The sequence below is a fragment of the Mariniphaga sediminis genome, from assembly GCF_003573545.1.
Lineage (GTDB): Bacteria > Bacteroidota > Bacteroidia > Bacteroidales > Prolixibacteraceae > Mariniphaga > Mariniphaga sediminis.
Genome location: NZ_QWET01000002.1, coordinates 14158 through 37642, shown reverse-complemented (window position 1 = coordinate 37642; position 23485 = coordinate 14158). Strand labels below are relative to the sequence as shown.

The 23485-nt window shown below is 43.5% G+C and carries 18 protein-coding genes; all 18 read left to right on the top strand.

The features are described from left to right. The 18 genes from moaA (at position 1) to D1164_RS02415 (ending at position 23477) form a co-directional block, all read left to right on the top strand. Entirely contained in the window at positions 1-981 is a 981-nt protein-coding gene (gene moaA, locus D1164_RS02500; protein ID WP_119348371.1) for a GTP 3',8-cyclase MoaA, read from the top strand. A gap of 31 nt (positions 982-1012) precedes the next feature. Next, complete coding sequence (locus tag D1164_RS02495; protein WP_172594316.1) at positions 1013-1228, top strand: MoaD/ThiS family protein; 216 nt, start codon at positions 1013-1015, stop codon at positions 1226-1228. Between the two features lie 10 nt (positions 1229-1238). Further along, on the top strand, positions 1239-2318 hold the full coding sequence (locus D1164_RS02490; protein ID WP_119348369.1) for a HesA/MoeB/ThiF family protein: 1080 nt from the start codon (positions 1239-1241) through the stop codon (positions 2316-2318). 8 nt (positions 2319-2326) lie between these two features. Continuing rightward, complete coding sequence (locus D1164_RS02485; protein ID WP_119348692.1) at positions 2327-2767, top strand: molybdenum cofactor biosynthesis protein MoaE; 441 nt, start codon at positions 2327-2329, stop codon at positions 2765-2767. A 3-nt stretch (positions 2768-2770) separates the two neighbouring features. Then, complete coding sequence (locus D1164_RS02480; RefSeq protein WP_119348368.1) at positions 2771-3463, top strand: MOSC domain-containing protein; 693 nt, start codon at positions 2771-2773, stop codon at positions 3461-3463. Positions 3464-3466: 3 nt separating this feature from the next. Continuing rightward, positions 3467-6082 (top strand): YCF48-related protein, encoded by a 2616-nt coding sequence (locus D1164_RS02475; RefSeq protein ID WP_119348367.1) that lies wholly within the window; start codon positions 3467-3469, stop codon positions 6080-6082. Between the two features lie 355 nt (positions 6083-6437). Beyond that, complete coding sequence (locus D1164_RS02470) at positions 6438-6626, top strand: ferredoxin (RefSeq protein ID WP_119348366.1); 189 nt, start codon at positions 6438-6440, stop codon at positions 6624-6626. A 384-nt stretch (positions 6627-7010) separates the two neighbouring features. After that, positions 7011-7826 carry a helix-turn-helix domain-containing protein gene (locus D1164_RS02465; RefSeq protein ID WP_241558243.1) on the top strand — a complete coding sequence of 272 codons (816 nt, stop codon included), beginning with the start codon at positions 7011-7013 and terminating at the stop codon, positions 7824-7826. Between the two features lie 118 nt (positions 7827-7944). Next, positions 7945-8580: a DUF6448 family protein gene (locus tag D1164_RS02460; RefSeq protein WP_206610901.1), complete on the top strand. Its 636-nt coding sequence runs from the start codon at positions 7945-7947 to the stop codon at positions 8578-8580. A gap of 144 nt (positions 8581-8724) precedes the next feature. After that, on the top strand, positions 8725-10089 hold the full coding sequence (locus D1164_RS02455) for an adenylate/guanylate cyclase domain-containing protein (protein ID WP_119348365.1): 1365 nt from the start codon (positions 8725-8727) through the stop codon (positions 10087-10089). Between the two features lie 87 nt (positions 10090-10176). Then, a complete protein-coding gene (locus D1164_RS02450; RefSeq protein WP_119348364.1) occupies positions 10177-11331 on the top strand; it encodes a Pycsar system effector family protein in 1155 nt (384 codons plus the stop codon). 8 nt (positions 11332-11339) lie between these two features. Further along, entirely contained in the window at positions 11340-14897 is a 3558-nt protein-coding gene (locus tag D1164_RS02445; protein ID WP_119348363.1) for a BamA/TamA family outer membrane protein, read from the top strand. A 5-nt stretch (positions 14898-14902) separates the two neighbouring features. Then, positions 14903-15535 carry a phosphoglycerate mutase family protein gene (locus D1164_RS02440; protein WP_119348362.1) on the top strand — a complete coding sequence of 211 codons (633 nt, stop codon included), beginning with the start codon at positions 14903-14905 and terminating at the stop codon, positions 15533-15535. 54 nt (positions 15536-15589) lie between these two features. Further along, entirely contained in the window at positions 15590-16171 is a 582-nt protein-coding gene (locus D1164_RS02435; protein WP_119348361.1) for a TetR/AcrR family transcriptional regulator, read from the top strand. Between the two features lie 126 nt (positions 16172-16297). Next, on the top strand, positions 16298-16852 hold the full coding sequence (locus D1164_RS02430) for a hypothetical protein (protein WP_147371991.1): 555 nt from the start codon (positions 16298-16300) through the stop codon (positions 16850-16852). A 10-nt stretch (positions 16853-16862) separates the two neighbouring features. Next, positions 16863-19205, top strand: a complete 2343-nt coding sequence (locus D1164_RS02425) for a TolC family protein (RefSeq protein WP_119348359.1) — start codon at positions 16863-16865, stop codon at positions 19203-19205. 10 nt (positions 19206-19215) lie between these two features. Continuing rightward, positions 19216-20307, top strand: coding sequence for an efflux RND transporter periplasmic adaptor subunit (locus D1164_RS02420; protein ID WP_119348358.1), 1092 nt, complete (start codon positions 19216-19218; stop codon positions 20305-20307). 26 nt (positions 20308-20333) lie between these two features. After that, positions 20334-23477 carry an efflux RND transporter permease subunit gene (locus D1164_RS02415; RefSeq protein WP_119348357.1) on the top strand — a complete coding sequence of 1048 codons (3144 nt, stop codon included), beginning with the start codon at positions 20334-20336 and terminating at the stop codon, positions 23475-23477. Positions 23478-23485 lie beyond the last annotated feature (8 nt).

Below are 23485 nucleotides of genomic sequence, written 5' to 3'. Positions count from 1 at the left end.
ATGCTGCTCGATCAATTTGGAAGAATCCATAACTATTTGCGTATTTCACTCACCGATAACTGTAATTTCAGGTGCAGCTATTGTATGCCCCTGGGGAAAATAGATTTTCTTTCGGGCGAAAAATTGATGCAGCCGCATGAAATAGAGAATATTGCAAAAGTTTTTGTCCGGCTTGGGGTAACAAAAATACGCCTGACCGGAGGAGAACCTCTGGTCAGGAATGGAGTGGAGGAGATCATCCGGCTGCTTGCACCCCTGCCCGTGGAGCTGACGCTTACCACCAACGGCGCAAGAGTGCGCAATTTTATCGGACTTTTTAAGGAGGCGGGTATCCGTTCCGTAAATGTCAGTCTGGATTCACTAAACCCGGATACTTTTATACGCATTGCACAACGGGACACCTTCCGGCAGGTGTGGGAAAACATTCTGCTCCTGCTTGAGAACAACATCCGGGTAAAATTGAACACAGTGGCAATATCCGGTGTTATCGAAAAGGAATTGTTCAATTTTATTGATTTGACCCGTAGGCTGCCACTACACGTCAGGTTCATTGAATTTATGCCTTTCGCCGGTAACCATTGGAACAGCGGAAAGGTGATTACTGCCGGGCAAATGCTGAAAATGGCAGAACAGCATTATGATTTGGTGAAGCTGAAAGATGAACCGCATGCTACGGCAAAAAAATACAAGGTAATTGGTTTTGAAGGCACCATTGCCTTTATTACGACAATGAGTAAGCATTTTTGCGGGGAATGCAACCGCATCAGGCTGACGGCCGACGGGAAAGTGAAAAATTGCATTTTCGGAAAAGAAGAAGTTGATATTCTGAAAGAGTATCGTGCCGGACGGCCAATTGAGCCACTTATACGGGAGTCGATTCGCGGGAAGCACAAAATAATGGGAGGTCAATTTATGAACGGATACAAAAAAGTTGATCCTGAAACCATTAAAAACCGAAGTATGATTCGAATTGGAGGATAAAAAAATGAAGACCGGATTTCACACAATAAAAATGTTCGGAATACTAGCAGAAAAAACCGGGCAGCATGTTTTGACTGTTCCGCTCATGGCTGATACGGACCAGCTCACTGCCTGGCTGTTTGAGAGATATCCGCAACTGGAAGGAATAAAATTTACATTAGCTGTTAATAAACAGCTCATTCATAATAATACACCTTTGGATGAAGGAGTAGAAGTAGCTTTGCTTCCTCCTTACTCCGGCGGGTAAAAAAATAGAAATGGGACGCTTCGAACGACAGATAATTTTACCTGAACTGGGCAGGGAAGGGCAGCAAAAACTGCAATCGGCCAGAGTGCTTGTGGTGGGGGCCGGAGGTTTGGGATGCCCGGCTCTCCTTTACCTGGCGGCGGCTGGTGTTGGAAGTATTGGCATTGCCGACGGCGACCGTGTGGCCATTTCCAATCTTAACAGGCAGGTACTCTTTGGCCTGAACGATGTTGGAAATCCCAAAGCATCTGTTGCCAAACATTACATCAATGAACGTTATCCGGATATACAGGTTGAAGCGTATGATCGTTACTTTTTGGCAAAAGACCTGGTTGAGATACTGCCCGGTTATGACCTTCTGATTGACGCCTCCGATAATTTTGCTACCCGGTATATGCTGAATGATGCTGCAGCGCTGTTCGAAAAACCACTTGTTTATGGCGCCGTTTACAAGTACGAGGGGCAGGTTGCCCTGTTTTGTGCCGGCGAGGGAAGTGCCAATTACCGGGATTTGTACCCGCTTATGCCGGAGCCCGGTGAAGTTCCGGGTTGTGCCGAGGCGGGGGTGATTGGGGTTTTATCCGGAATTATTGGAACCATGCAGGCTGCCGAGGCCGTTAAATGGATAACAGGAATTGGTAAAACTCTGGTCAACAAAGTACTTTTTTATAACCTTGCGGAGCAGTCTTTTTATGACATTGGACTGACTTCCAGTGATGAGGCACAAAAGAGACGGCCCGCCACAACAGAAGCATTTTTAAAAACAGATTATGCGTTTGAATGTGTTTCAGGAATTGATATTGGGTGGAATGCGGCCATGTTAATGGCAGAACAAAAGCCATCGGTTTTTATCGATATCCGTGAATTGTATGAAATGCCCCGGTGGACAAATACCGAATGCCTGGAGATTCCTTTTTCTCAATTAATACAAAAGAAAAATTCAGTATTCGATAGTAAGTCGATCTTTTTGTTTTGCCAGCATGGAATTCGCAGTCAGCCGGCAGCGGTGGAATTACGGAAAGTGTTAAAAAGAGACAATGTGTATTCAGTAACGGGTGGTGTGAAACATCCTGATTCACCTGTTAAATAATGGTTTATATGGAAAGGAAGCCCAAAAATATTTTTATACAGGGAGCAATTCCTGCGGAGAAAATAACTGAATCGGTTCAAAAACATGCCACCCAGACAGATATTGGCGCCCATGCCATTTTTCTGGGACAGGTGCGGGCCGATACAAAAGACGAAGGTGTGGTAACTGCCATTGAGTACACTGCTTATGAAGAGATGGCTTTGGAAAAAGTATTTGACATCAGGGAGGCCGTTTTTGCAAAATACCCGGTTACATGTGTGCATATTTACCATAGCCTGGGACAGGTGGATGCGGGCGAAATATGCTTTTTTGTTTTTACCTCGGCGCCGCATCGCCGGGAGGCCATTGATGCCTGCAACGAAATTGTGGAAAGGATAAAAGCTGAAGTTCCGGTTTGGGGCCGTGAGTTGCTCGGTAATGATAAACATGTTTGGAAAAAGAATACCTGAAATATGAAGATTACTACGCTTTTAACGGGAAAAATTGGCCTGCTGGGACAGGAAGGTGTGCCCAGCGGTATTAAAAAGAAGGCAACGCTAAAAAAAGAAAAAGTATCGGTTTTAGGGCTGGTTAACGACGAGCAAGCCGATAAAAAACATCATGGAGGCCGGGATAAGGCCATTCATCATTATGCATTCGAACACTACAATTACTGGAAAAATGTTCCGGATATCTCCTTGCCGGGTATGTTGCGAGAGGGCGGGTTTGGCGAAAATATATCTACCATGGGAATGGATGAATCTACCATTTGTATTGGCGATAAATACAGGGTGGGATCTGTTGTGCTGGAAGTCAGCCAGGCCCGGCAACCGTGCTGGAAACTGAACCTCCGGTTTGGTCATCCGAATATGTCGCGCATGGTACAGGACAGTCTTCGGACAGGCTGGTACTACCGTGTGCTGGAAGAAGGCTGGATACAGGCAGGGGATCATTTTACCCTGTTGGATCGAACCTGTCCTGAATGGCCTTTAAAAAGGCTGCTGCACCTTTTGTATATCGATATGAAAAACGAACGGTTGCTGGAAGAAATGACTCATATTGGTCCGCTAAGCGAAGCATGGAAAAAGACAGTTCGTCAAAGACTGGAAACAGGAGAAATAGAAGATTGGAATCACCGGCTTTATAATAAATCACCCAAAATTTAAACGATGAAAAGAATTTTACAATCCGGCCTATTTGTGGCTTTTTTTATTCTAACAATACCTGCTGTATCGCAGTTGCCGTCTAACTGGACAAAACTTCCCGGAGGGACTGGGAAATCACTCCGGGATGTGGTGGCTTTCTCCCCTGATACATTGTTTGCCCTTGATGAAGAGGGGAATATTCTTTCTACTTTCGATGGTGGAAACGCCTGGAAAACGCGTAACCCCCAGACGGGGAAAGAGATAAAAATTAATGCATTGCGCATAAACAGTAGTGCCCGGACCATTATTGCAGTGGGAGATACCAATGCCGTTTTTCGGAGTACAAACATGGGGGAAAGCTGGGAGTCAACCTATGCCGGCTCCGCAGATGCTCCGGTTTCGTTTTATGCCATAACCGGGGACGGAGCAAATTACGATGAAAATATCGTTTTTGCAGTGGGTCAAAACGCAACCATTCTAAAATCCTCGAATGATGGCATTGAATGGGAAAAAATTGAAATGGATGCAGGAGTTACCCAGAGTTTTAAATTTGTTACCTTCCTGAATCCCGACACCGGATTTGTTGCCAGTGTTAAAGGAATGCTCAGAACTTTTGACGGAGGCCAGACCTGGGACTTGGTAGCAACAGGAGACAGTATTAGTGCCGTAAAATCCAAAAGGAAATTTAAAGCAGGCAAAGCGTTGGCCGATGAGGTAAAGTTGGTTGGGAATGATGGCGGAGGCATACAAACTTCCACAAATTATGGCGCCACCTGGGCTAAAGACAGCATTGAAAATTCATGTGCCCTGCTGGCAACCGGCGGTGTTATTTTTGACAAGGAGCAATGCGAAAACCTGCATAAAGGAATGCTTGTGTCAGGAGGTGTTGGTGAAAAAGGAAACATGCTGTTTATGCTTTCCGGAAGTACATTTCAGGGCGTGTTACAACCCAAATGGGAGAATGTTGAGCTGGAAGGTATTTTGATGGTGATGCGCCGGATGGATGACAAGACAATAATTGCAGAAACCCTTACAGAGAGTAACGGCAGATTTGATTTGGACATTCCGGCATCGGTAAGCGGAGATGTGGAGGTTGTTGCCAGGCAAGCCTGGGATCAAGATTGGTGCCCCCGGACTTTGCCATTCGACTTCGACACAACTCTGGAGCCTATGGAAGAGTGCGATGAATCTACTCTTCCTCTGCGAATTATTAGTCCGGAATCAGTTGTATTAAACGACCTGGCTTTTAACAATGACAGCTGGATTACTGTTGGAAATAACGGAGTTGTTTTGCGCAGCACTGATCCCGATGACGACGGAGACGGACTTCCTACGGTTTGGGTTGAAGAAAACAGCCGTACAAATGAAGACTTGTTTGCAGCCACGGCACGTGGAATTGAAAAATCGGATATCAGGAGGGGTTTTTATGCAGCAGGAAATGCAGGAACCATAGTTGCATCACAGACACCGGAGTTTGAGTTGGTTGCCCCAACCAAAACCGATTCGCTTTGTGCCGGAACTGAGATCACAATCAGTTGGAATGGCGGAGACCCGACATGGAATGTAGTTGTTTCGATTATTGATGTCAATTCCTGGGCAGTGGCTGCCGTTGTAAACCCAAATACCCTGAACGACGGGAATGAAACCTGGAATATTCCCCCCAATTTCGCTCCGGGGCTATATCAGGCTTACGTTCAGGAAGTAAACTATATTACATGGGCTTATGGTGATGTTTTTACGATAAAGAGCTGTCCCAACCAACCGGGGTGCATCACGGAATGTGAAAACAACCTTGTTCAAAACCACAATTTTAATGTTGATGCAACATACGGCCCCATGCCAATTGGCGCCACGGCAGACTGGGTGCGTTCATGGTCGAAAACCATGTTTATAAATGGGTACCACGGGGAATCTCCCGATGTTAGCGCTTCAACTTGTGATGCCACTGATACTGTAAGTATTGGTATGTGGGGGAATCATGCCATTGGTGAATCCATGGAGCAGGTGCTCAGTGTTCCCTTCAGCCCGGGCAAAGCATACGCTGTTTCATTTACTGCACGCTGGATGCCCTCTTTTAACAGGCCCTATCCCGTACAGTTTGAATTTAAAGCATCCACCGCTCCGCTCACAAGCCCCGGCGATGGGACACTTATTGGAATCTCTGATCCGATAACGACTCCCGGACAGTGGGTTACTCTCTCCCTGCCCGAGTGGGTTGCACCCGCTTCAAACCATGTGTCGGGCATCTACACCATGCTTACCGTAGGGCCAACGAACCAATCTTCAGCAATACACCCCGATTCCACGTCGTACGGTCAAATCGGAACAATTTGTATTACGGAAAAAGATCCTACAAATGCACATTCTCTTTCAAATCAGGATTGTGAGCTGGGGCAAAGTTTCCCAAATCCGTTTGAAAATTCAACCGTAATTGAATACTCTTTGTCCCGAGCAGAAAAGGTGACCCTTAAGATATATGATTTGTATGGGAAGGAAATAGAAACGTTGGTAGATAAGGTGGTTGAATCCGGGACTCATCGGGCAGAATGGAATGCAACCGGATTGCCTGCCGGGATTTATCTGTACCGGATTCAGGCAGGTAATTTTGCCGACACAAAACGAACTATTCTGGTTGAATGATGGTGTATGAAACAAGGTGACTTTGTCGATATGTATTGTCATTTATGCATACTTGTTTTCATTGCACGGAGTTTTTATTTACAGGCTAATTGGTTTTTTTGCTGCAAAAAGTGGGTGCGAAAACCTTTTAATGGATTGTCCTGAAATGTATAAAAAGGTATTGACAGTTTGTGGATTATAAACTACATTTGAGTCGGTTAAAATAATTTAGTACGAAGTGATGGCAGTATTTGCCCGGATATTTACAACGAGGTTATTTTCATTACGCATTTACTGCTTTTTACTTTTGAATAGAATGGGATTAAGTGAGTCAAATCAATAAAAAAGATAGTTTCAAATTTTAAATAATCTGATTATGGCAATAACAAAAGTTTGGATTGAAGAAGGATGCACCGCCTGTGGACTTTGCGAGGAAATTTGTCCTGAAGTTTTCAAAATGGAAGATGAAGCAACGGTTATTGAAGGAGTAAACTACTCTGATTACGAGGAAGCAATTCAGGAGGCAGCCGAAAATTGCCCCGTCGAAGTTATTAAGTTCGAATAATTATTTTGTACAAGTCAGGATTGAGTTGTTTTTTCCCTGTCTGATGACAATAAATCGTCAAGAGGGTGAAGTATATTTTTGTAATTGCGGCATTTAACGCGCTGTTTTTTGCAGCATTGCTGATTCAGAAAAAATCGAAATCTTTTCACGATAAGATCCTTTTTTTCTGGTTGTTGTATTTAGGTTTCTACACCGGAGTTTATGCCCTTTTTTCAACTCTGTTGTTCACAGCATATCCGCTGTTGTCGGCAGCATTTATCTCTTTGCTCATGCTGCACGGGCCATTTCTTTATTTGTATATTCGGTCGTTAATTAACCAAACACCTAAATTTTCATACATGGACCTTTGGCATTTTGTGCCGTTTGTCCTGTTTAATTTTTTTTTTGATTGTTGTCTCATTTTTACCTGAAATCGCGGTAACAATAAGACTTGATCATGTTTCAGGAGAATATGGAGCTTCCGGTTTGTTTCATTTATTTCTGATAGCGACTGCTTTGTCAGGTCCGGTATATTTTGGTCTTTCACTTTTTTTGTTTAAGAAGCTGGATGTGAATATAGCCAATAACTTTTCATCCATTGAGCACATTAATCTTGACTGGTTACGAAAGCTTGTTTACACTTTTGGGGTAGTATGGACAATTTTGATGGCTGCTGCTGCAATCCATCATATTTTTCACTTGTTTTCCTGGGTTTTTTGTACCGACGGATTATCTCTGTCACTGTCGGTTTTTATTATTCTGATTGGCTATTTCGGGTTGAAGCAGAAAGAGATTTTTTCCGGTTATGGGAAAGACCAGTTTGTAACGGAGGGGCGTTCGTACAGTAAGTATGCAGGGTCAATGCTGAAAGAGACCGATGCTGAAATATATGCTCAAAAGCTGAAAACTTTCATGGTAGAAAAAAAGCCATTCCTGGATCCCAATTTAAATTTACCAGAACTGGCAAATGAATTGAACATTCCTTCGCATTATGTATCGCAGGTGATAAATAAAAATATTGGACAAAACTTTTTTGATTTTATTAATCGGTACCGGGTTGAAGAGGTGAAAGCCAAAATTATCGATCCGGAGTACCAGAAATATTCTGTTCTGGGAATTGCTTACGAAGCCGGGTTCAATTCAAAATCGGCTTTTAACAGGGTTTTTAAAAATATTACCGGACAAACTCCTTCCTCATATAAAAAGCAGCATTCCCGGTAAACACCACATTTTTTTTTTGAAAAAAGAGTACTGGTTTATAAAGTAGGTCGCACACATTGCCCGCTTCTTCTATGTTTGTTCTGACAATTTTGAGTATTCAACATTAAAAATTTTAAAGATGAAAACTAAAGGAGAAGGGAAAAAAACTGAGATGGTAGAATGCGTGAAAAGAGCAAAATTTTCAGTTGCGTTTGCCTCATTGTTTATGCTTGCCATATTGGCTGGCAACACGGCTTTGGGACATTGCGATTCGTACGATGGACCGGTAATTACGGATGCAAAAGAAGCACTGGAAGCGAACAATCCAAAACTTGTTTTTAAATGGATTTCCAGGGAACAGGAAAGTGAGATAGCCTCGCTCTTCAAAAAAACAATTGCTTTAAAAAGCGGGGATCAGGAAATTTATGAGGTTGTAGAGAATTACTTTTTTGAGACGCTTGTTCGTCTTCATCGCGAAACGGAAGGGGCTCCTTACACCGGTCTAAAGGCGCCTGGAACCACAAAAAAGATTATTCAAATGAGTGATAATGCTGTACTCAAAGGGGATGTTGATGACTTGATTACCCGATTAAACAGCCATGTTGCTAATGTTATTCGCGAAAAATATGATAAAGTTGTTGCATTAAATCAGCAGAAAAATGAGTCGGTTAAAGCAGGGCGGGATTATGTTGCCGCTTATGTTGATTATACCCATACTCTTGAGGCTGTTCACAGCATTGTTGAGCATGGAAACGATTTGCACGGAGCACATTAGATAAATGAAAAGTATACTGAATTATCCTTGTTGCTATAGGCAGTAAGGATAATTTTACCGGAAGGATTTGGATAAAAAATATTCAAAAATTTGGAAGTTAGTAAACATTAACTAACTTTGTTTCGTTATTAGTATTGAATAAAAATGAAAGTGGGTAGCAAAATGAGTTTTTTCCCTCCGCCTGAAAATTCCAATGAGCTTTTCAATGCAGAGATTGCGGGCAGCGAACGTCTTCGTGCGCTTATTTTAATTGGAATGCTGGGGCTTGAGGCCATTTTGTTGATGGTAATTTATTTCTTTTACAGCAACCGGTATCTTTCACTTTTCAACTCCCATATTGCCATTTATGCCATCCTTATTTTTGCGGTGCTGATTATTATTTACGAATCGGTAGTGCACTATTTCATCAGGAAAAAAGTGCGGGTGTTTTTTCACCACCGTAATGTGTTTGGTTACCTCAACGCTTTTTCGGAAATAACCCTGCTTACGTTGCTGTTCATTTTTATTGTCGAACATTCAGGACAAATTGTTATACTTCAGGCTCCGGCCACGCTTACCTACTTTTTGTTCATCGTACTTTCCACCTTGCGGCTTGATTTTCGACTTTCATTTTTTACCGGGGCGCTGGCAGCGTTTGAATTTGTAGCGGTTTCGGTTTATTACTCCACGGTTTTTAGTACTCAGCCTACCGACTATTTTCATCCTGATTTAACCGGGATGCAATACCTCGGACAGGGAATAATCCTGCTTATTTCGGGAATTGCCGCAGGGTTTGTGGCCGATGTAATTAAAAAGAAAATCAGGGTTTCCTGGGAACATATCAAAGAGAAGAATGAAGTTATCGACCTTTTTGGACAGCAAATTTCACCGCAAATTGCCGGCAGTATTCTTCAAAAGAAAGACGAACTCTCGGGTACCCGGAAAAATGTATGTGTGATGTTTCTTGACATCCGAAACTTTACACCTTTTGTGGAAGGGCATTCACCCGAGGAGGTGGTAGCCTACCTGAACAGCCTGTTTCATTTTATGATCGACAGCGTGCAGCGTAACAATGGTGTTATCAACCAGTTTTTGGGTGATGGATTTATGGCCACTTTCGGAGCTCCGGTTTCGGAGGGTAATGTGGCACAAAATGCCGTGTTGGCATCCATTGATATACTGCAAAAAGTCAGGCAGGAAAACAAGGCTGGAAACATTCCGGATACTAAAATTGGAATTGGCCTGCACTATGGCGAAGCAGTTATCGGAAATATTGGTTCAGCGGTACGCAAACAGTACTCCATTACCGGAAATGTGGTAATAATGGCTTCGCGTATTGAACAATTGAACAAGCGCTGGCATTCGCAGCTAATCATTTCCGGTGAAATTTTCAGGGAGCTTGAAGAGGGAATAAAAGCTGTGTTTATGCCCCGGGAACCGGTTCGGGTGAAAGGAATCCGCCTACCGGTTTTATTGTATGTTTTTAATGAAAAATGTAAAAACCAGGAACAAGAAAAGAACAGGATGTGAGATCTTAATGAATTGAGAATAATCAGAACTCATGTGAATTCCCTGTCTGTGCCAGGCAGGTATTTGTCTCCATAAAAAATAAAACGGATGAAAATTAATGAAACAATGATTGGTGATGCCGAAAAGCTTATCACCAGCCTCCTGGAAAGAGAGACTCCTGACGGGTATGCTTACCATATGCTGAACCATACGCAGGATGTAGTAAAAAATGCCGTTTTTATCGGTACACAGGAAAAACTTCCGGTAGAGGAAATGAACATTTTACAGGTAGCGGCATGGTTTCACGATGTGGGTTATTTGAAAAGATACAAGGGTCATGAAAAGGAAAGCGCAAAAATAGCGGCTAAATTTCTTGAACGCCATAATGTGGATGAGAATATTTGTTCAGTCGTTGTGGAAAGTATTCTGGCCACAGCTTTTCCCCAGAAGCCTGAAAGTCGGGTGGCTAAAGTGCTTTGTGATGCCGACTTTATGCATCTGTCCCGGGAGAATTATTTAGAGCAGGCAGAAAAACTCCGGCAGGAACAAAAGAATGCAGGTATTCGCAATATTAAAAAAGCCGATTTTGACATGGAATCGGTTCAGTTATTTGAAGCGCATGACTGGAACACCATTTTTTGTAAAGAGAACCTGGATGAACCAAAGCAAAAGAATCTTGAATTGCTTAAAGAACGTATTGCCAGGCGGAATACCAGGGCAAAAATGAAAGCTGCAAAGTCAAAAAGTTACTCACGTGGGGTGGATTCCATGTTTAAACTAACTGCCCGAAACCAGATAAATCTTAGCCACATTGCCGATAATAAATCCAACATTCTTATTTCGCTGAACGGCATCATCATTTCGCTGGCCCTGGCAACTCTGGTGAGCAGGTTTAAACAGGAACCGGCAATTGTTGCCCCTACTATTATTTTTATCCTGTTCAGTTTGTCTACCATTGTTCTGGCTATCCTTTCCACCCGTCCCAATATTTCATCAGGGAAGTTTACACGGGAAGATATCAGGCAACAGAAGGTGAACCTACTTTTTTTCGGGAATTTCTACAACATGGATTTGCCAGAGTACGAATGGGCGATTGGCGAGATGATTAACGATGATCCCTACCTCTATGCTACCCTTACCAAGGATCAATATTCGCTGGGAAAGGTGCTGGCAAGAAAATACCGGTTGCTGAGCTGGGCGTATAGTGTATTTATGGTGGGGCTTGTAATTACTGTGAGTGCATTTTTGTATGTGTTTATCTGAATAGTCAAATGAGAGGGGGTAAAAAATATTGGTTTCTTTTGCTTTTGCTGTACCAGGGGAGTTTCATTTATGCTCAGGAAGAAAAAGTATTCAACGTTTTTGTTTCCGGAAATACTTTCGGGGTAAATACAGAAAATGACCTTTTAAAACAGTGGAAAAGGCAGATTGGAATGCAGGAAGGTTATGCCGTTTTGCTGGCAGGCAATGCCGTAGATCCCCAAACCGGTCAAATTTCCCATGAATTATTGCCCGATAAGAATCAACCCTTACTGATTGCTCCCGGTAAAGCAGAATGGGCAGGTGGCTCCCGTGAAGGCAAGGACTTTATTAAAAAATGGAATGAATTATTACCTGAAGAATGGGACAATCCGGTTTTTTCACCAGAAGTAGCTTGTCCCGGCCCATTTGAAGTAGTGCTTTCCAATCACCTTGTCATTATTCTGATTGACACCTGGTGGTGGGTGCATAAATACGACCGTCGCTTTAGTAAATGTGGAATCGAAACCCATCGTGATGTGCTTGTTCTGATAGAGGATGCCATCCGCCGGCATTATTCCGGTAAGCATGTAGTAATAGCCGGCCACCATTCCCTGAAAAGTTATGGAAATACCAGTGGTTATTTTTCGGTTGGGCAGTGGTTCGCGCATTTGCCTTACACTTTTTACCGAAAATTTCCAGGTACCCGTTACGACAACCAGCATCCCGACTTTAAGGATTTTAGGAATGGGTTACTTTCAATTTTGAGGAAATACCCGGATGTAGCCTATGTTTCTGCAGGAGAAGCCAATATGCAGTATTTTCTGCAGGACAATTCCCATTTTATAATTTCAGGTTCCTGGCAAAAAGGGGAGCATGTGCGAAAGAATTTACCCGGGTTTGGTTCAGCGGAAAAAGGTTTTGCGCAACTCTCTTTCTCTCCGGAAGGTGCATGTTCTCTTACTTTTTTTAATTCTAACAAAGCGATTTTTAGTAAAGTTATTTATGAAAAAGATTTTACCGGAAGCATACATGGTTCTGCTGTTAAAGTGCAGTTGCGAGACAGCGTGATTGCGGTTGCCAGTGAAAAATATAATATTTCGAAGCGGAGGTACACCTGGTTGGGTGAAAATTACCGGGATGTGTGGGCTACTCCGGTGAAGGTACCGGTATTTGATATCGGTGAAAAAAAAGGAGGACTGAAAATTGTAAAACGGGGTGGAGGACAGCAAACCTTTTCATTGCGGTTGGAAGACAAAGGTGGTAGGGAGTATGTACTCCGATCCATCGAAAAAAATGTGGAAGGTGCTGTTCCTGAGGAGCTGAATAAAACCTTTGCCCTGGATTTAGTGCAGGATCAGATTTCGGCGTCTAATCCTTACGCAGCTCCGGTGGTGGCTTCGCTGGCAGAATATGCGGGAGTCTTTCATACGAATCCGGAACTGGTATACGTGCCCGATGACACACGGTTTGGTATTTACCGGCATGATGTGGCCGGGAAATTGTTTTTGTTCGAGGAACGCCCCGATGGAGACCTCAGCGATGTGGTAAGTTTCGGGTATTCGGATAACATTATTTCCACTGCAAAAGTGATGGAAAAAATCACTGCTTCCTCCATTCATTTGGTTGATGAAGATGCGGTGCTGCGCGCCCGTCTGTTTGACATGGTAATAAATGACTGGGATCGTCACGAAGATCAGTGGCGATGGGCCGGTTTTGAAACAAATGGACAAACGGTTTATAAACCCGTTCCGCGTGACCGTGACCAGGCATTTTTTGTCAATGATGGTGTTATTCCATGGATTGCTGCGCGACGGTGGCTGATTCCTAAAATACAGGGGTTTACTGAATATACGGAGAATATGGACGGACAATCATTCAACGCCCGTTATTTTGATCGTTTCTTTCTTACACAAAGTAGTTGGGAAGCCTGGCTTCGGCAAATCGATTCGCTGCAGGTTTTGTTGTCTCCTCAAAAAATAAATGAGGCCATGCACTCTTTTCCCCGCGAAGTTTATCCATTATGTGGGGCTGAAACGGCCCGTATCCTGAGAGCCCGGATTGAAAACCTGGAATCCATGGCCCGCAAGCTTTACCTGTCGCTGGCAAAGGAAGTCAGCATTACCGGAACATCGGAGTCTGATTATTTCGAAATCCTGACGCTTTCAGACACGCTTTTTCAGATTTCAGGATATACGCGTAAAGAGAACGGGCAGAAAGGCCGTAGATTTTATCACCGTAAATTTTATGGGGCTGAGACCGGAAAAATTCACCTTTATGGGTTGGGCGGAGATGACCAGTTTGAAATGAATGGAAATTATTCTTTAAAAACGGAAATAAATATCATTGGCGGGAAGGATAAAGACCAGATCATTTCAGGGGAAGTGCTAAATTCTAAGAAAATTTCAGTTTACGATAAAAAGAGTACCAGGATTTCACCCATACTTCATAGAAGACTGAAAAACCAGTACGCTCCCAAAGCATTGGAATACGACAGGGAACATTTTGAATACAATATGGTTTATCCGGGGATATTTTCCGGCTACAACCCCGATGACGGCATTTTTATGGGAGGCGGCCCGGTTTTTACCAAATACTCAAGGTACCGGCAGCAACGGTACGAATTTTTGGGAAATTATGCCTTGGCAAGCAGCGCCTTTAATATTCATTTCCGCACGCAGCAAAACTTTCCGTTACGGCGCGTGGAAATAAATTTGAGTACATATTATAATTCTCCGGAATATGCCGGAAACTACTTTGGTATGGGAAACGAAACGGAATGGGAGGTTTCGCGCTCTGATAAAGAGTATTATCGCCTACGTATGCGTCGTTTATTAGCGGAGATTGATTTTGTGAAGAAGCTGGATGAAGACCAGCGTCATAAAGCAGGTCCGGGAGTGTTTTACCATTTTATCGATCCAGAGCAAACCACCGGACGTTTTATTGCCCGGCCCGAAAGTGGATTGGCGGCAGAAGACCTGGCAGCCCATGCATACCTCGGTGCTCATTTCAACTATGAATGGAATACATTGGCGGACATGGAACGGAAAACCGAGGAGGAGTTTGCGGGCAGCAACATCTTTCCTTCCCGGGGAATGTACCTGAAAACCAGGGGAAGTTATTTTTCCGGACTCAATAAAAGCGCAAAAAATTTTGTGAAACTTTCCGGCGACTGGATGAATTACTTCAGCTTCTCACAGCGGCCACGTGTGGTATATGCCATCCGGGTTGGTGGTGAAAAATTGTTTGGGGATTATACTTTCCATGAAGCAGCCACATTGGGGCGAACGGATAATTTGCGCGGGTATAGGGAAAATCGTTTTTATGGGGATGCATCGCTTTACCTGAATGCGGAAGTGCGCATCCGGATGAAGCATTTTCAAACCTACCTGCTCAACGGCACGGCGGGGGTACTGCTTTTTAACGATGTGGGCAGGGTTTGGCTTGAAGGGGAGAATTCAAAAAAATGGCACAACGGAACCGGCCTGGGGTTATGGTTTTCTCCCTTCGATATGGCCGTAGGAAGTGTTTCGTATGCCGCCAGTTCCGATGACAGGCTGTTTGTTTTTTCTGTGAATTACCAGTTTTAAATATAATGACGAAAATTATTTTTGCCCTATTATTACTTACAGGAACAACCCTCCGGGGAAATCCTAAAATTTATCTTATCCGACATGCTGCAGTTGATTTGAAAAAACCGGGCTGGGGAACCTCAAAAAAAACGATGGAATACAAAGAAACATACAATGTTGCTGGTATAAAGGCATTTGATCCGGACAAGGTGCTGCGGAGAATAAAGAATCATGAAAGTTTGGATACGGTATTTTGCAGCCCGCAGTCCCGGGCGTTGAAAACGGGTGAAATACTTTTTGGCCAACATGCAGTATTAAAAGCTGACAGTGTATTGACCGAACTTGATTACCCGGTGATACCGGTACCTGTTTTGCAATTTCCCGTAAAAGGGTGGCTTTTTGTTTCTCGAATTTCCTGGATGGCTGGTATAAATCCGGGAGAAAAAAATGGCTACAGGGAACGTTTGAAAGAGCTGAATGTTTTTACGGATGAACTGGTAAAATTTGCCCTCCAAAATGATTTGGCTGTGGTGGTAGCCCATGGGGTATTAAACCGCGAACTGATAAGAATATTGAAAGTGCGCGGATGGAAATATTGTAGGAAAGGAAAAGAAGGGTTGGGAAACCTTTCTGTGAATTGTTTGGAAAAATTTTAAAACTATTGGCAGTTAGTAATTATAAACTAATTTTGAATCGTAAAATAGGAGATTATGCATACTGAACGGCAACAGGAAATAATTGAAACGGCCCTCGAATTAATCAATGAAAAGGGTATTCAGGGATTAACCATTAAAAACCTGTCGAAAAAACTGGGCATTACCGAGCCGGCCATTTACCGGCATTTCGAAAATAAAATACAGATTTTAATTGCTGTGCTCGACATGCTGAAAAGTAATACCAGCAAGATATTTGAATCAGAAAGGAATTCAAGTGAACCAGCCGTGGATAAAATAGGACGTTTGTTTGAGAAACATTTTCACTCGTTTGCCCAAAAACCGTCGCTGGCCTCGGTAATATTTTCAGAAGAAATTTTCCGGAATGAAGAAAAGCTTATAAGTAAAATTTCAGAAGTAATTGAGCACAACAACCAGACATTGCTCGCCATTTTAAAAGAAGGGCAGCAGAAAGATGAGATCAGGACTGATATTGATGCAGGCCACCTGGTTGTTTTCATAATGGGTACCCTGCGGCTTTTTGTAAAAAAATGGCAGTTTGCCGGTTTTGCATTCAACCTGGAAAAGGAAGGAACCCAATTAGTTCAGGCAGTTAAACTCTTAATTTCTAAAAAATAACGGTAAAAATTATTAATTTAATTGTTTGTTAGTAAACATTAACTAACTTTGTGTGTTTCTTGAAAACGAATGAAATGTATTTTTTGTATAAAAGAAGTTAGTGAGTATTAATTAACATTGAAAGACATGGATATAAAAACAGAAAAACGGGCAATTGAATCAAGTGGAAGATTTCCCGCTGAAAACCGACCACCGGCATTCAGCTTCAGAAAGCTTTCAGACCAATCAGGGGCGCTGGGGTTCGATATTTTCACCCTGGCCAGGAATGAGGAGCAAATTTTAGAACAGCTTTTATTGCAGCTGGAAAAAGAGTTGAAAGAAATTGTGGATGAAACTGCCTCCGCACAGGACGCTCCTGCTGCAGAGTTTGAAATGCTTTTCAGGCATTTGTATCAGTTATTTAAACAAAAACCGTATTACCTTACCGTGATTTTCGATAAAGATTTGCATCGGAAATACAACGGCGCTGAAAAAATTATATCGCGCATTAAAGGAGTGGCCAAAGGTTATCTTACCAGGTTAATCGATCGGGGGAAAGCACAAAATATTTTTATAATCCATGCGGAAACCAAAATTCTGGTTCGAAAAATCCTTAACAGTTTTCAGGTATTAATGAATGATATGCAACTGGCCGAAAAGATGATTCGCGATCTCCGGAAATACCAATCAATCGCAGATTAATTTATTTAATATGAGTCGAATATCTATTATTTTAAGTACTGTTTTTATCTTGTTTGTTTATCCGTTGGTGCTTTATTCTCAGCCGGTTAATGTGGGTATTGTTGCCGATGCATGGGGGAAAGAATTTGAATTACTATCCCGACAGGTAAAAACCGAAATTGAAGCCCTTGCCAATGCAGGGGAAGGGGCTATTTTTAAAGAACTGAGTGCGAACTGGCAGCCATCAAGAGCCACAGAAAGCCTGCAGGACTTTTTACAAGATCCGGAGGTGGATGTAGTGGTTACACTGGGATTTCTTTCTTCCGAAGCGGCGGCCAGGCTTCCCGTTTATTCCAAGCCGGTAATTGCCGCTACTGTTTTAGACCCGGAGTTGCAAGAGCTGCCGGCGCAATCCGGTAAAAATTCGGATATGCTGCATTTTTCGTGGATTGAATCGTTTATCCAGCTGAAAAAAGACATGCATTCTTTTGCCCGTATTTTTGAATTCAGTAACCTTGCAGTTATTATTCCCCACGCCCTCTATTCCGAATTTCGTGTTATAGATACTTATTTAACGGGTAATGAAAATTCATTTACTGTTTCATTTATACCGGTTGAGAAAAATGAGAACCCGCTGGAGCAATTACCGGTTGGAACCGATGCGGCCATGGTTTTTCCTTTAATTCAGCATTCTGATACGGCCATAACGGAGATTTTTTCCGGTTTGAATGAACAGGGTATTCCTTCTTTATCAGTAACCGGATCAACTTACCTCGAACGTGGCGCCACCATAACTTTCACTCCTTCGCGTGCTTTTCAGCAGGTAGCCCGGCAGGTGGCCGTAAGGGTTGTAAAGGCCACTGAAGAAAACAGCCTGTATGATGTTTTGGCCGTGACAGATAAACCAGAGCGGAATCCAATTATAAACATGGAAGGTTTGCGGTTAACGGGCCATTTCCCCCAATGGGATGAACTTGACAATGCCATTTTGCTGAATGTGTCTAAAATACCGGGGGAAGAATTAACCTTGCACAAGGCCATTGCCCTGGCATTGGAAAACAACCTTCAGGGAAAAATAACCGACCAGGACTTGCGGATAGCTGAAAAGGACATTCGTATTGCCCAAGCCAATATTTTGCCGCAGATAGAAGCTTCAGGAACCGCTGTTCAATTGAGTGAGAATTTGGTGGAATCTGCTATGGGACAGAAAGGGGAGTTTACCATTACTGGCTCTGTGTCGTTGAAGCAGATAATTTATTCTGAAGCGGCCTATGCAAACATTGCCCTGAAGAAATTGATGGCCGAAAATGCAAAACAGAGCAACAGGCAAACAATACTTGATATTGTACTCAATGTTTCGGAGGCCTATATTTCATTGTTGTTTGCCAAAAACAACCTTCAAATAAAAAATGAAAACATAGGTGCCACACTCCAAAATCTGGAACTGTCCAAAGCAAAAGAGAAAAGCGGTGAGGGCAGTGTTTCGGATGTCAATCGATGGATCAGTGAACTGAACATTGGTAAGATGGATTTAAATGATGCTGAAGCACGGTATAAGGCAGCCATGTATCGGTTAAACGAACAGCTTGATCAGCCTGTGGGGAATAGCATTGCCACCCCTGATTCGGTGGATGTCAGTAAAACCATTTTACAACATCAGCATATTCTGGATTTTTATTTCAGCAATCCGTTATTGTCCGAAAAATATGCGGATTTTCTCATGAACGAAATGATGGCTTATTCTCCTGAATTGGAACAACTGGCAACTGCCGGAGAGATAGTTGACCGGCAAAAACTAATGAAGATCCGGCAAATGTATTTGCCGGAAGTGGCACTTGTAGGGAGCGCCGATCAGGCATTTGTCCGGGAAGGGGTTATTCGTAATCCCCAACTACCCGTTCCTCCGCCACCAGACGATATTACCTGGAATCTGGGCCTTCGCGTGAGTATTCCCATTTTTGAGGGGGGCAGAAAAAAAAATGAAATACAAAAGGCAGCTATTGAGCAGGAGAAGATTGCATGGCAAAAAGAAGATTTGCTGAATAAGCTGGAAATGGGGATCCGCTCCAATGTGCAATTCCTTCAGACCTCATACCGTGAAATGGAACTGGCCGAAAACGCAGCCCGTGCTGCCAAAGAAAACTTTCATGCCACTCAGGACGCCTATGCACAGGGAATGGCCAATGTAGCGCAGCTTACCGATGCGCAAAGTGTGATGATACAAACCCGGCAGATGGCGTTGGGGGCACGTTACCAGTACGTTCTGGATTATGTTAATACAGAACGGCTTCAAGGTAATTTTTCCTTTTTGGAGGATGACTCCGAAAGGGTACAGTATGCCAATCGACTATTAAATTATTTAACTCAAGAATAAAAAAAGAACTATGAAAATAAAGATACAAATATTCGTTTTAGGTGCCCTGCTGCTGTCCGGTTGCGGAAGGAAAGAAGAAAAGAAAGAAGCTATTCGTCCGGTTTTTTACCAGGAAGCAGGGAAGGATATTAACCAAAACGTACGATCGTTTTCGGGGGTAACCCGGGCAGCTACAGAGGCAAAACTGAGTTTCAAGGTGGGCGGTTTGATCAAGCAGGTAACTGTTGACATGGGCGATACGGTGAAACGCGGAACTTTGCTGGCCCGTCTGGATACTACCGACTATCGCATCAGTTACAATAAAGCAGAGGCTTCCCTTAAAAGCGCAAAAGCCCAGTTGGCCGCTGCCAGGTCGGCTTTTTTGCGGGTTGAAAATCTGTATGTGAACAATAATGTTTCCCTGAGCGATTATGAAAAAGCAAAAACGCAGTTTGAGTCGGCTGAAAGTATGGTGAAAACTGCCCGGTCTCAACTCGACGCTGCACGAAATCAACTGGAGTATACGTTTTTGAGAGCGCCTTTTGATGGGGTGATTTCTTCCGTAATGGCAAAAGAAAACGAAATGACCGGTTCGGGGCATCCTGTTGTGGTGCTGGCTGCAGTAAACAGCCTGGAGGTAAAAACAGCTGTGCCGGAAAACCTCATCAGCCAAATCAAGCGAGGCCAGGAGGTAACAGTACAGTTTGGGGCATTTCCTGAAAAAGTTTTTCAGGGGATTATTACTGAAGTAAGTCCCGGTATCCCCAATGCCTCAGCCTATCCGGTTATTGTTCGTTTAGCTGAACCCAGTGTCCGTTTATTCCCGGGAATGACCGGTACCGTGGAGATTTCCCTGCATGAAGAGAAGCAATCAGGGTATGGGATAGTCATTGCCTCCGACGCCGTTGGTCATGACCAAACGGGCGATTTTGTGTATGTGGCAACCAAAATCAATGAGGAAGAGATTTATGTTGCTGAAAAACGAAAGGTTAGACTGGGGGAATTGCAAGCCGGTGGGTACGAAGTATTAGATGGGTTGAGAAGCAGGGAGATAGTGATAACTGCAGGCCTGAGCTTTTTATATGATGGCCGGAAGGTGAAACTACTTGGTGAGGAAAAATAGAACCGTCATTTTTTGATTAGTTTATTATGAATCTTACAAAAGTTACATTAAATAACAGCCGGATAACCCTCATCGCCATTCTGGTGGTGGCCATTATCGGAATCGGCAACTACTTTGAGTTGGAACGCGACAGCATGCCTCCCTATACGGTTCGGATAGCCAGCGTAGTTACGCAATTCCCCGGTGCCGACCCGCAAAAGGTGGAAGCGTTGGTTACAGAGCCGCTGGAAGAGATTATTCGCGAAGTGGCGGAGGTGAAGACCATTACCAGTGAATCACGGCCCGGGTTGTCGGTAATTACGGTTGAACTGGTTACTACTGTAGATGGAAAAGAGTTGCAGTCTGTATGGACTACCCTGCGCAACAAGGTGGAAGATTTAAAACCGGTTCTTCCGCAGGGTATTTTTGGCCCGGTAGTGAAAGACGAGGACATTGGAACCGTATTTGGAATAATCCTTGGTGTCACAGGTGATGGTGTTTCATATAACAAACTGGAAGACTATGCAAAAGATGTGCGCGATGAGCTTTTGCTGCTTCCGGATGCGGCCAAAATTAAATACGGGGGTGTACAGGAAGAGCGTATTTTTATTGAGTTTGACGATAAACAATTGGCTCATTACGGACTGGATGCTATGAAACTTCGGAATATTGTTTCGGCTACAAACATCCTTTATCCGGGGGGTGAAATTAACATGGGCCGCCAGCGTATTGTGCTGGAGCCATCGGGGAGTTTTGAAACCATTGCAGACCTTCAAAAGATATTGATCCCAACTTCTGCCGGGACTTCGGTTTATCTGGAAGATATTACCAGCCGTATTTACCGCGATTACATCACTCCTCGTCAAAAACTGGTAAAAATTAACGGTAAGCCGGCTGTTGCCCTGTTCATTTCACTAAAGGACGGGGCCAATATTGTGCGGTTGGGTGAAGAGGTTGACGAGGCGTTGGTCCGGATAAACAGCAACCTGCCACTGGGGGTAGAAGTGGTGCGATCGGCTTCGCAGGATCAGGTGGTGCACGGGCAGGTGAACGACTTTCTGGTAAACCTGGCGCAAAGTATCCTCATTGTTTTGGCAGTAATGCTTCTGTTCCTGGGGTTTCGCACGGGTTCACTGGTAGCACTTCTTATCCCAATGGTCATTCTTACTTCTTTTTTCTTTCTTGAAATTCTCCATCTTGGGTTTAACAAGGTTTCGCTGGCAGCACTTATCATTTCATTGGGGCTGCTGGTGGATAACGGTATTGTGATTTCCGAATCTATAATGGTTAGTATGAAACGGGGGCTTTCGGCATTTGAAGCAAGTGTCTATTCCGGGAAAATTTTACTTATTCCATTACTTATTTCTTCCCTTACCACTTCCGCGGCCTTTTTGCCTTTTGCCCTGGCTCGTACCCCAATGGGTGAAATCTCTTCACAATTGTTCTGGGTGGTAAGTACAACTTTACTGGCTTCCTGGTTCCTTGCCTTTACCTTTATTCCACTACTTGCTGTGCTTATTGTTAAAATAAAAGTCCGAAATGAGGAGAAGAAGGAGAATTTTATCGACCGGAATATGCAGAAACTGAATTTGTGGTACAACAGATTACTTTTCCGGGTTTTGAAGAAACCATTTCTTTTTCTGGGGTTCATTTTGGTATTGTTTGTTGTAGCGGTGTCCCTGGTGCAGTTTCTGCCTTTTAAGCTGGTTCCTGACAGCGATCGGAACCTGGTTACCGTGGATATCAAGTTTCCTTCAGGTACGCAGATGGAATATACCGAACAAGCGGTGAACAGTATTGGTGATTATATTCTGGAAAACCTTATTGTCAACTCTGAAACAGGAAAACAAAATCCTGGTGTGCTGGATTTCTCTTCATTTATTGGCGAAGGGCCTGAACCTTACGATCTGGGTTATTTTAAAAATGAGGCCAACTCCAGCTACGCCCACATGTTGCTCAATACCACCGGTGACAGAGACAACGATTACATTATTGCCAAAGTGGATAGTTTTTGCTTTTACCATATCCCCGATGCCGATATTCGCGTGAACCGGCTAACAGGTGCCGGTGCCTCCGGAACGCCTGTGGAGATCCGGATATCAGGAAGCAATCCTGAAACGCTGGCAGCAATTTCTGAAAAAGTGAAAGAGAAGCTGGTAACCATCGAAGGGGCCAAAAATATTACCGATAACTGGGGACCGAAAATTAAAAAGCTGGTGGTGAGTATCGATCCCGATAAAGCACAACGCTCCGGCTTAACCAACATGGAAATTGCTTTGGCGCTGAACGCCGGATTGTCGGGCATGAAAATAGGCGATTTCTTTGAGGCTGATGAACAGATTCCCATTTTTCTGAAAAATGAAAACAGCGACGAGCACGACATTGAAACAGTGCAGGCATTCAATATCTATTCCCCGGCCAGAAATCAGAATGTGCCGCTTTCGCAGGTGGCCAATGTAGAAGTTGACTGGCAATTTGGTAAAGTGATAAGGAAAGACTTAAAAAGAACCATGACCGTGGGAGCTTATCTGGAACCCGGCTACAATGCTTCTGACATTTTTGAGGCCATTGGACCGTGGATGGATGAGCAGAAAACGACATGGGACTTGGGTTACGAGTATGAACTGGGAGGTGAAGATGAAGACAAAGCCGAGAACCTGGGGGCTATTTTTGCCAATCTGCCTCTGGCGTTTTTTATTATTGTGCTGCTGTTGGTGCTTCAGTTTAATTCCATTCGTAAAGCTACCATCATTGTACTTTCCATTCCGTTGGGAATGATTGGAGTGGTGGCCGGGTGGTTTATCGGCGGTTCTTTTGTGAGTTTTTTCGGGGTGCTGGGAGTGATTGCCCTCGCCGGGATAGTGGTGAACAACTCCATTATTCTTATCGATAGGATTGATGTGGAAATTACAGAAAAACCTGATGTGGACAGACGCGATGCTATTTTAAAAGCGGCCAACAATCGGTTCAGACCGGTAATACTCACCACGCTTACCACTTCTATGGGAATGTTGCCGTTGTGGTTTTCAGGTGATTTACTGTGGGAGCCACTTACGCTGGCCATTATCTTCGGGCTATTCTTTGCAACCATGATTACCCTGCTTTTTGTGCCGGTTCTTTATCGTCTCTTCTTTAAGGTGCCATTCAATGGTTATAAACTTAACCTGAAAATGCTGAATAGTAACGAATAAGAGAAAAT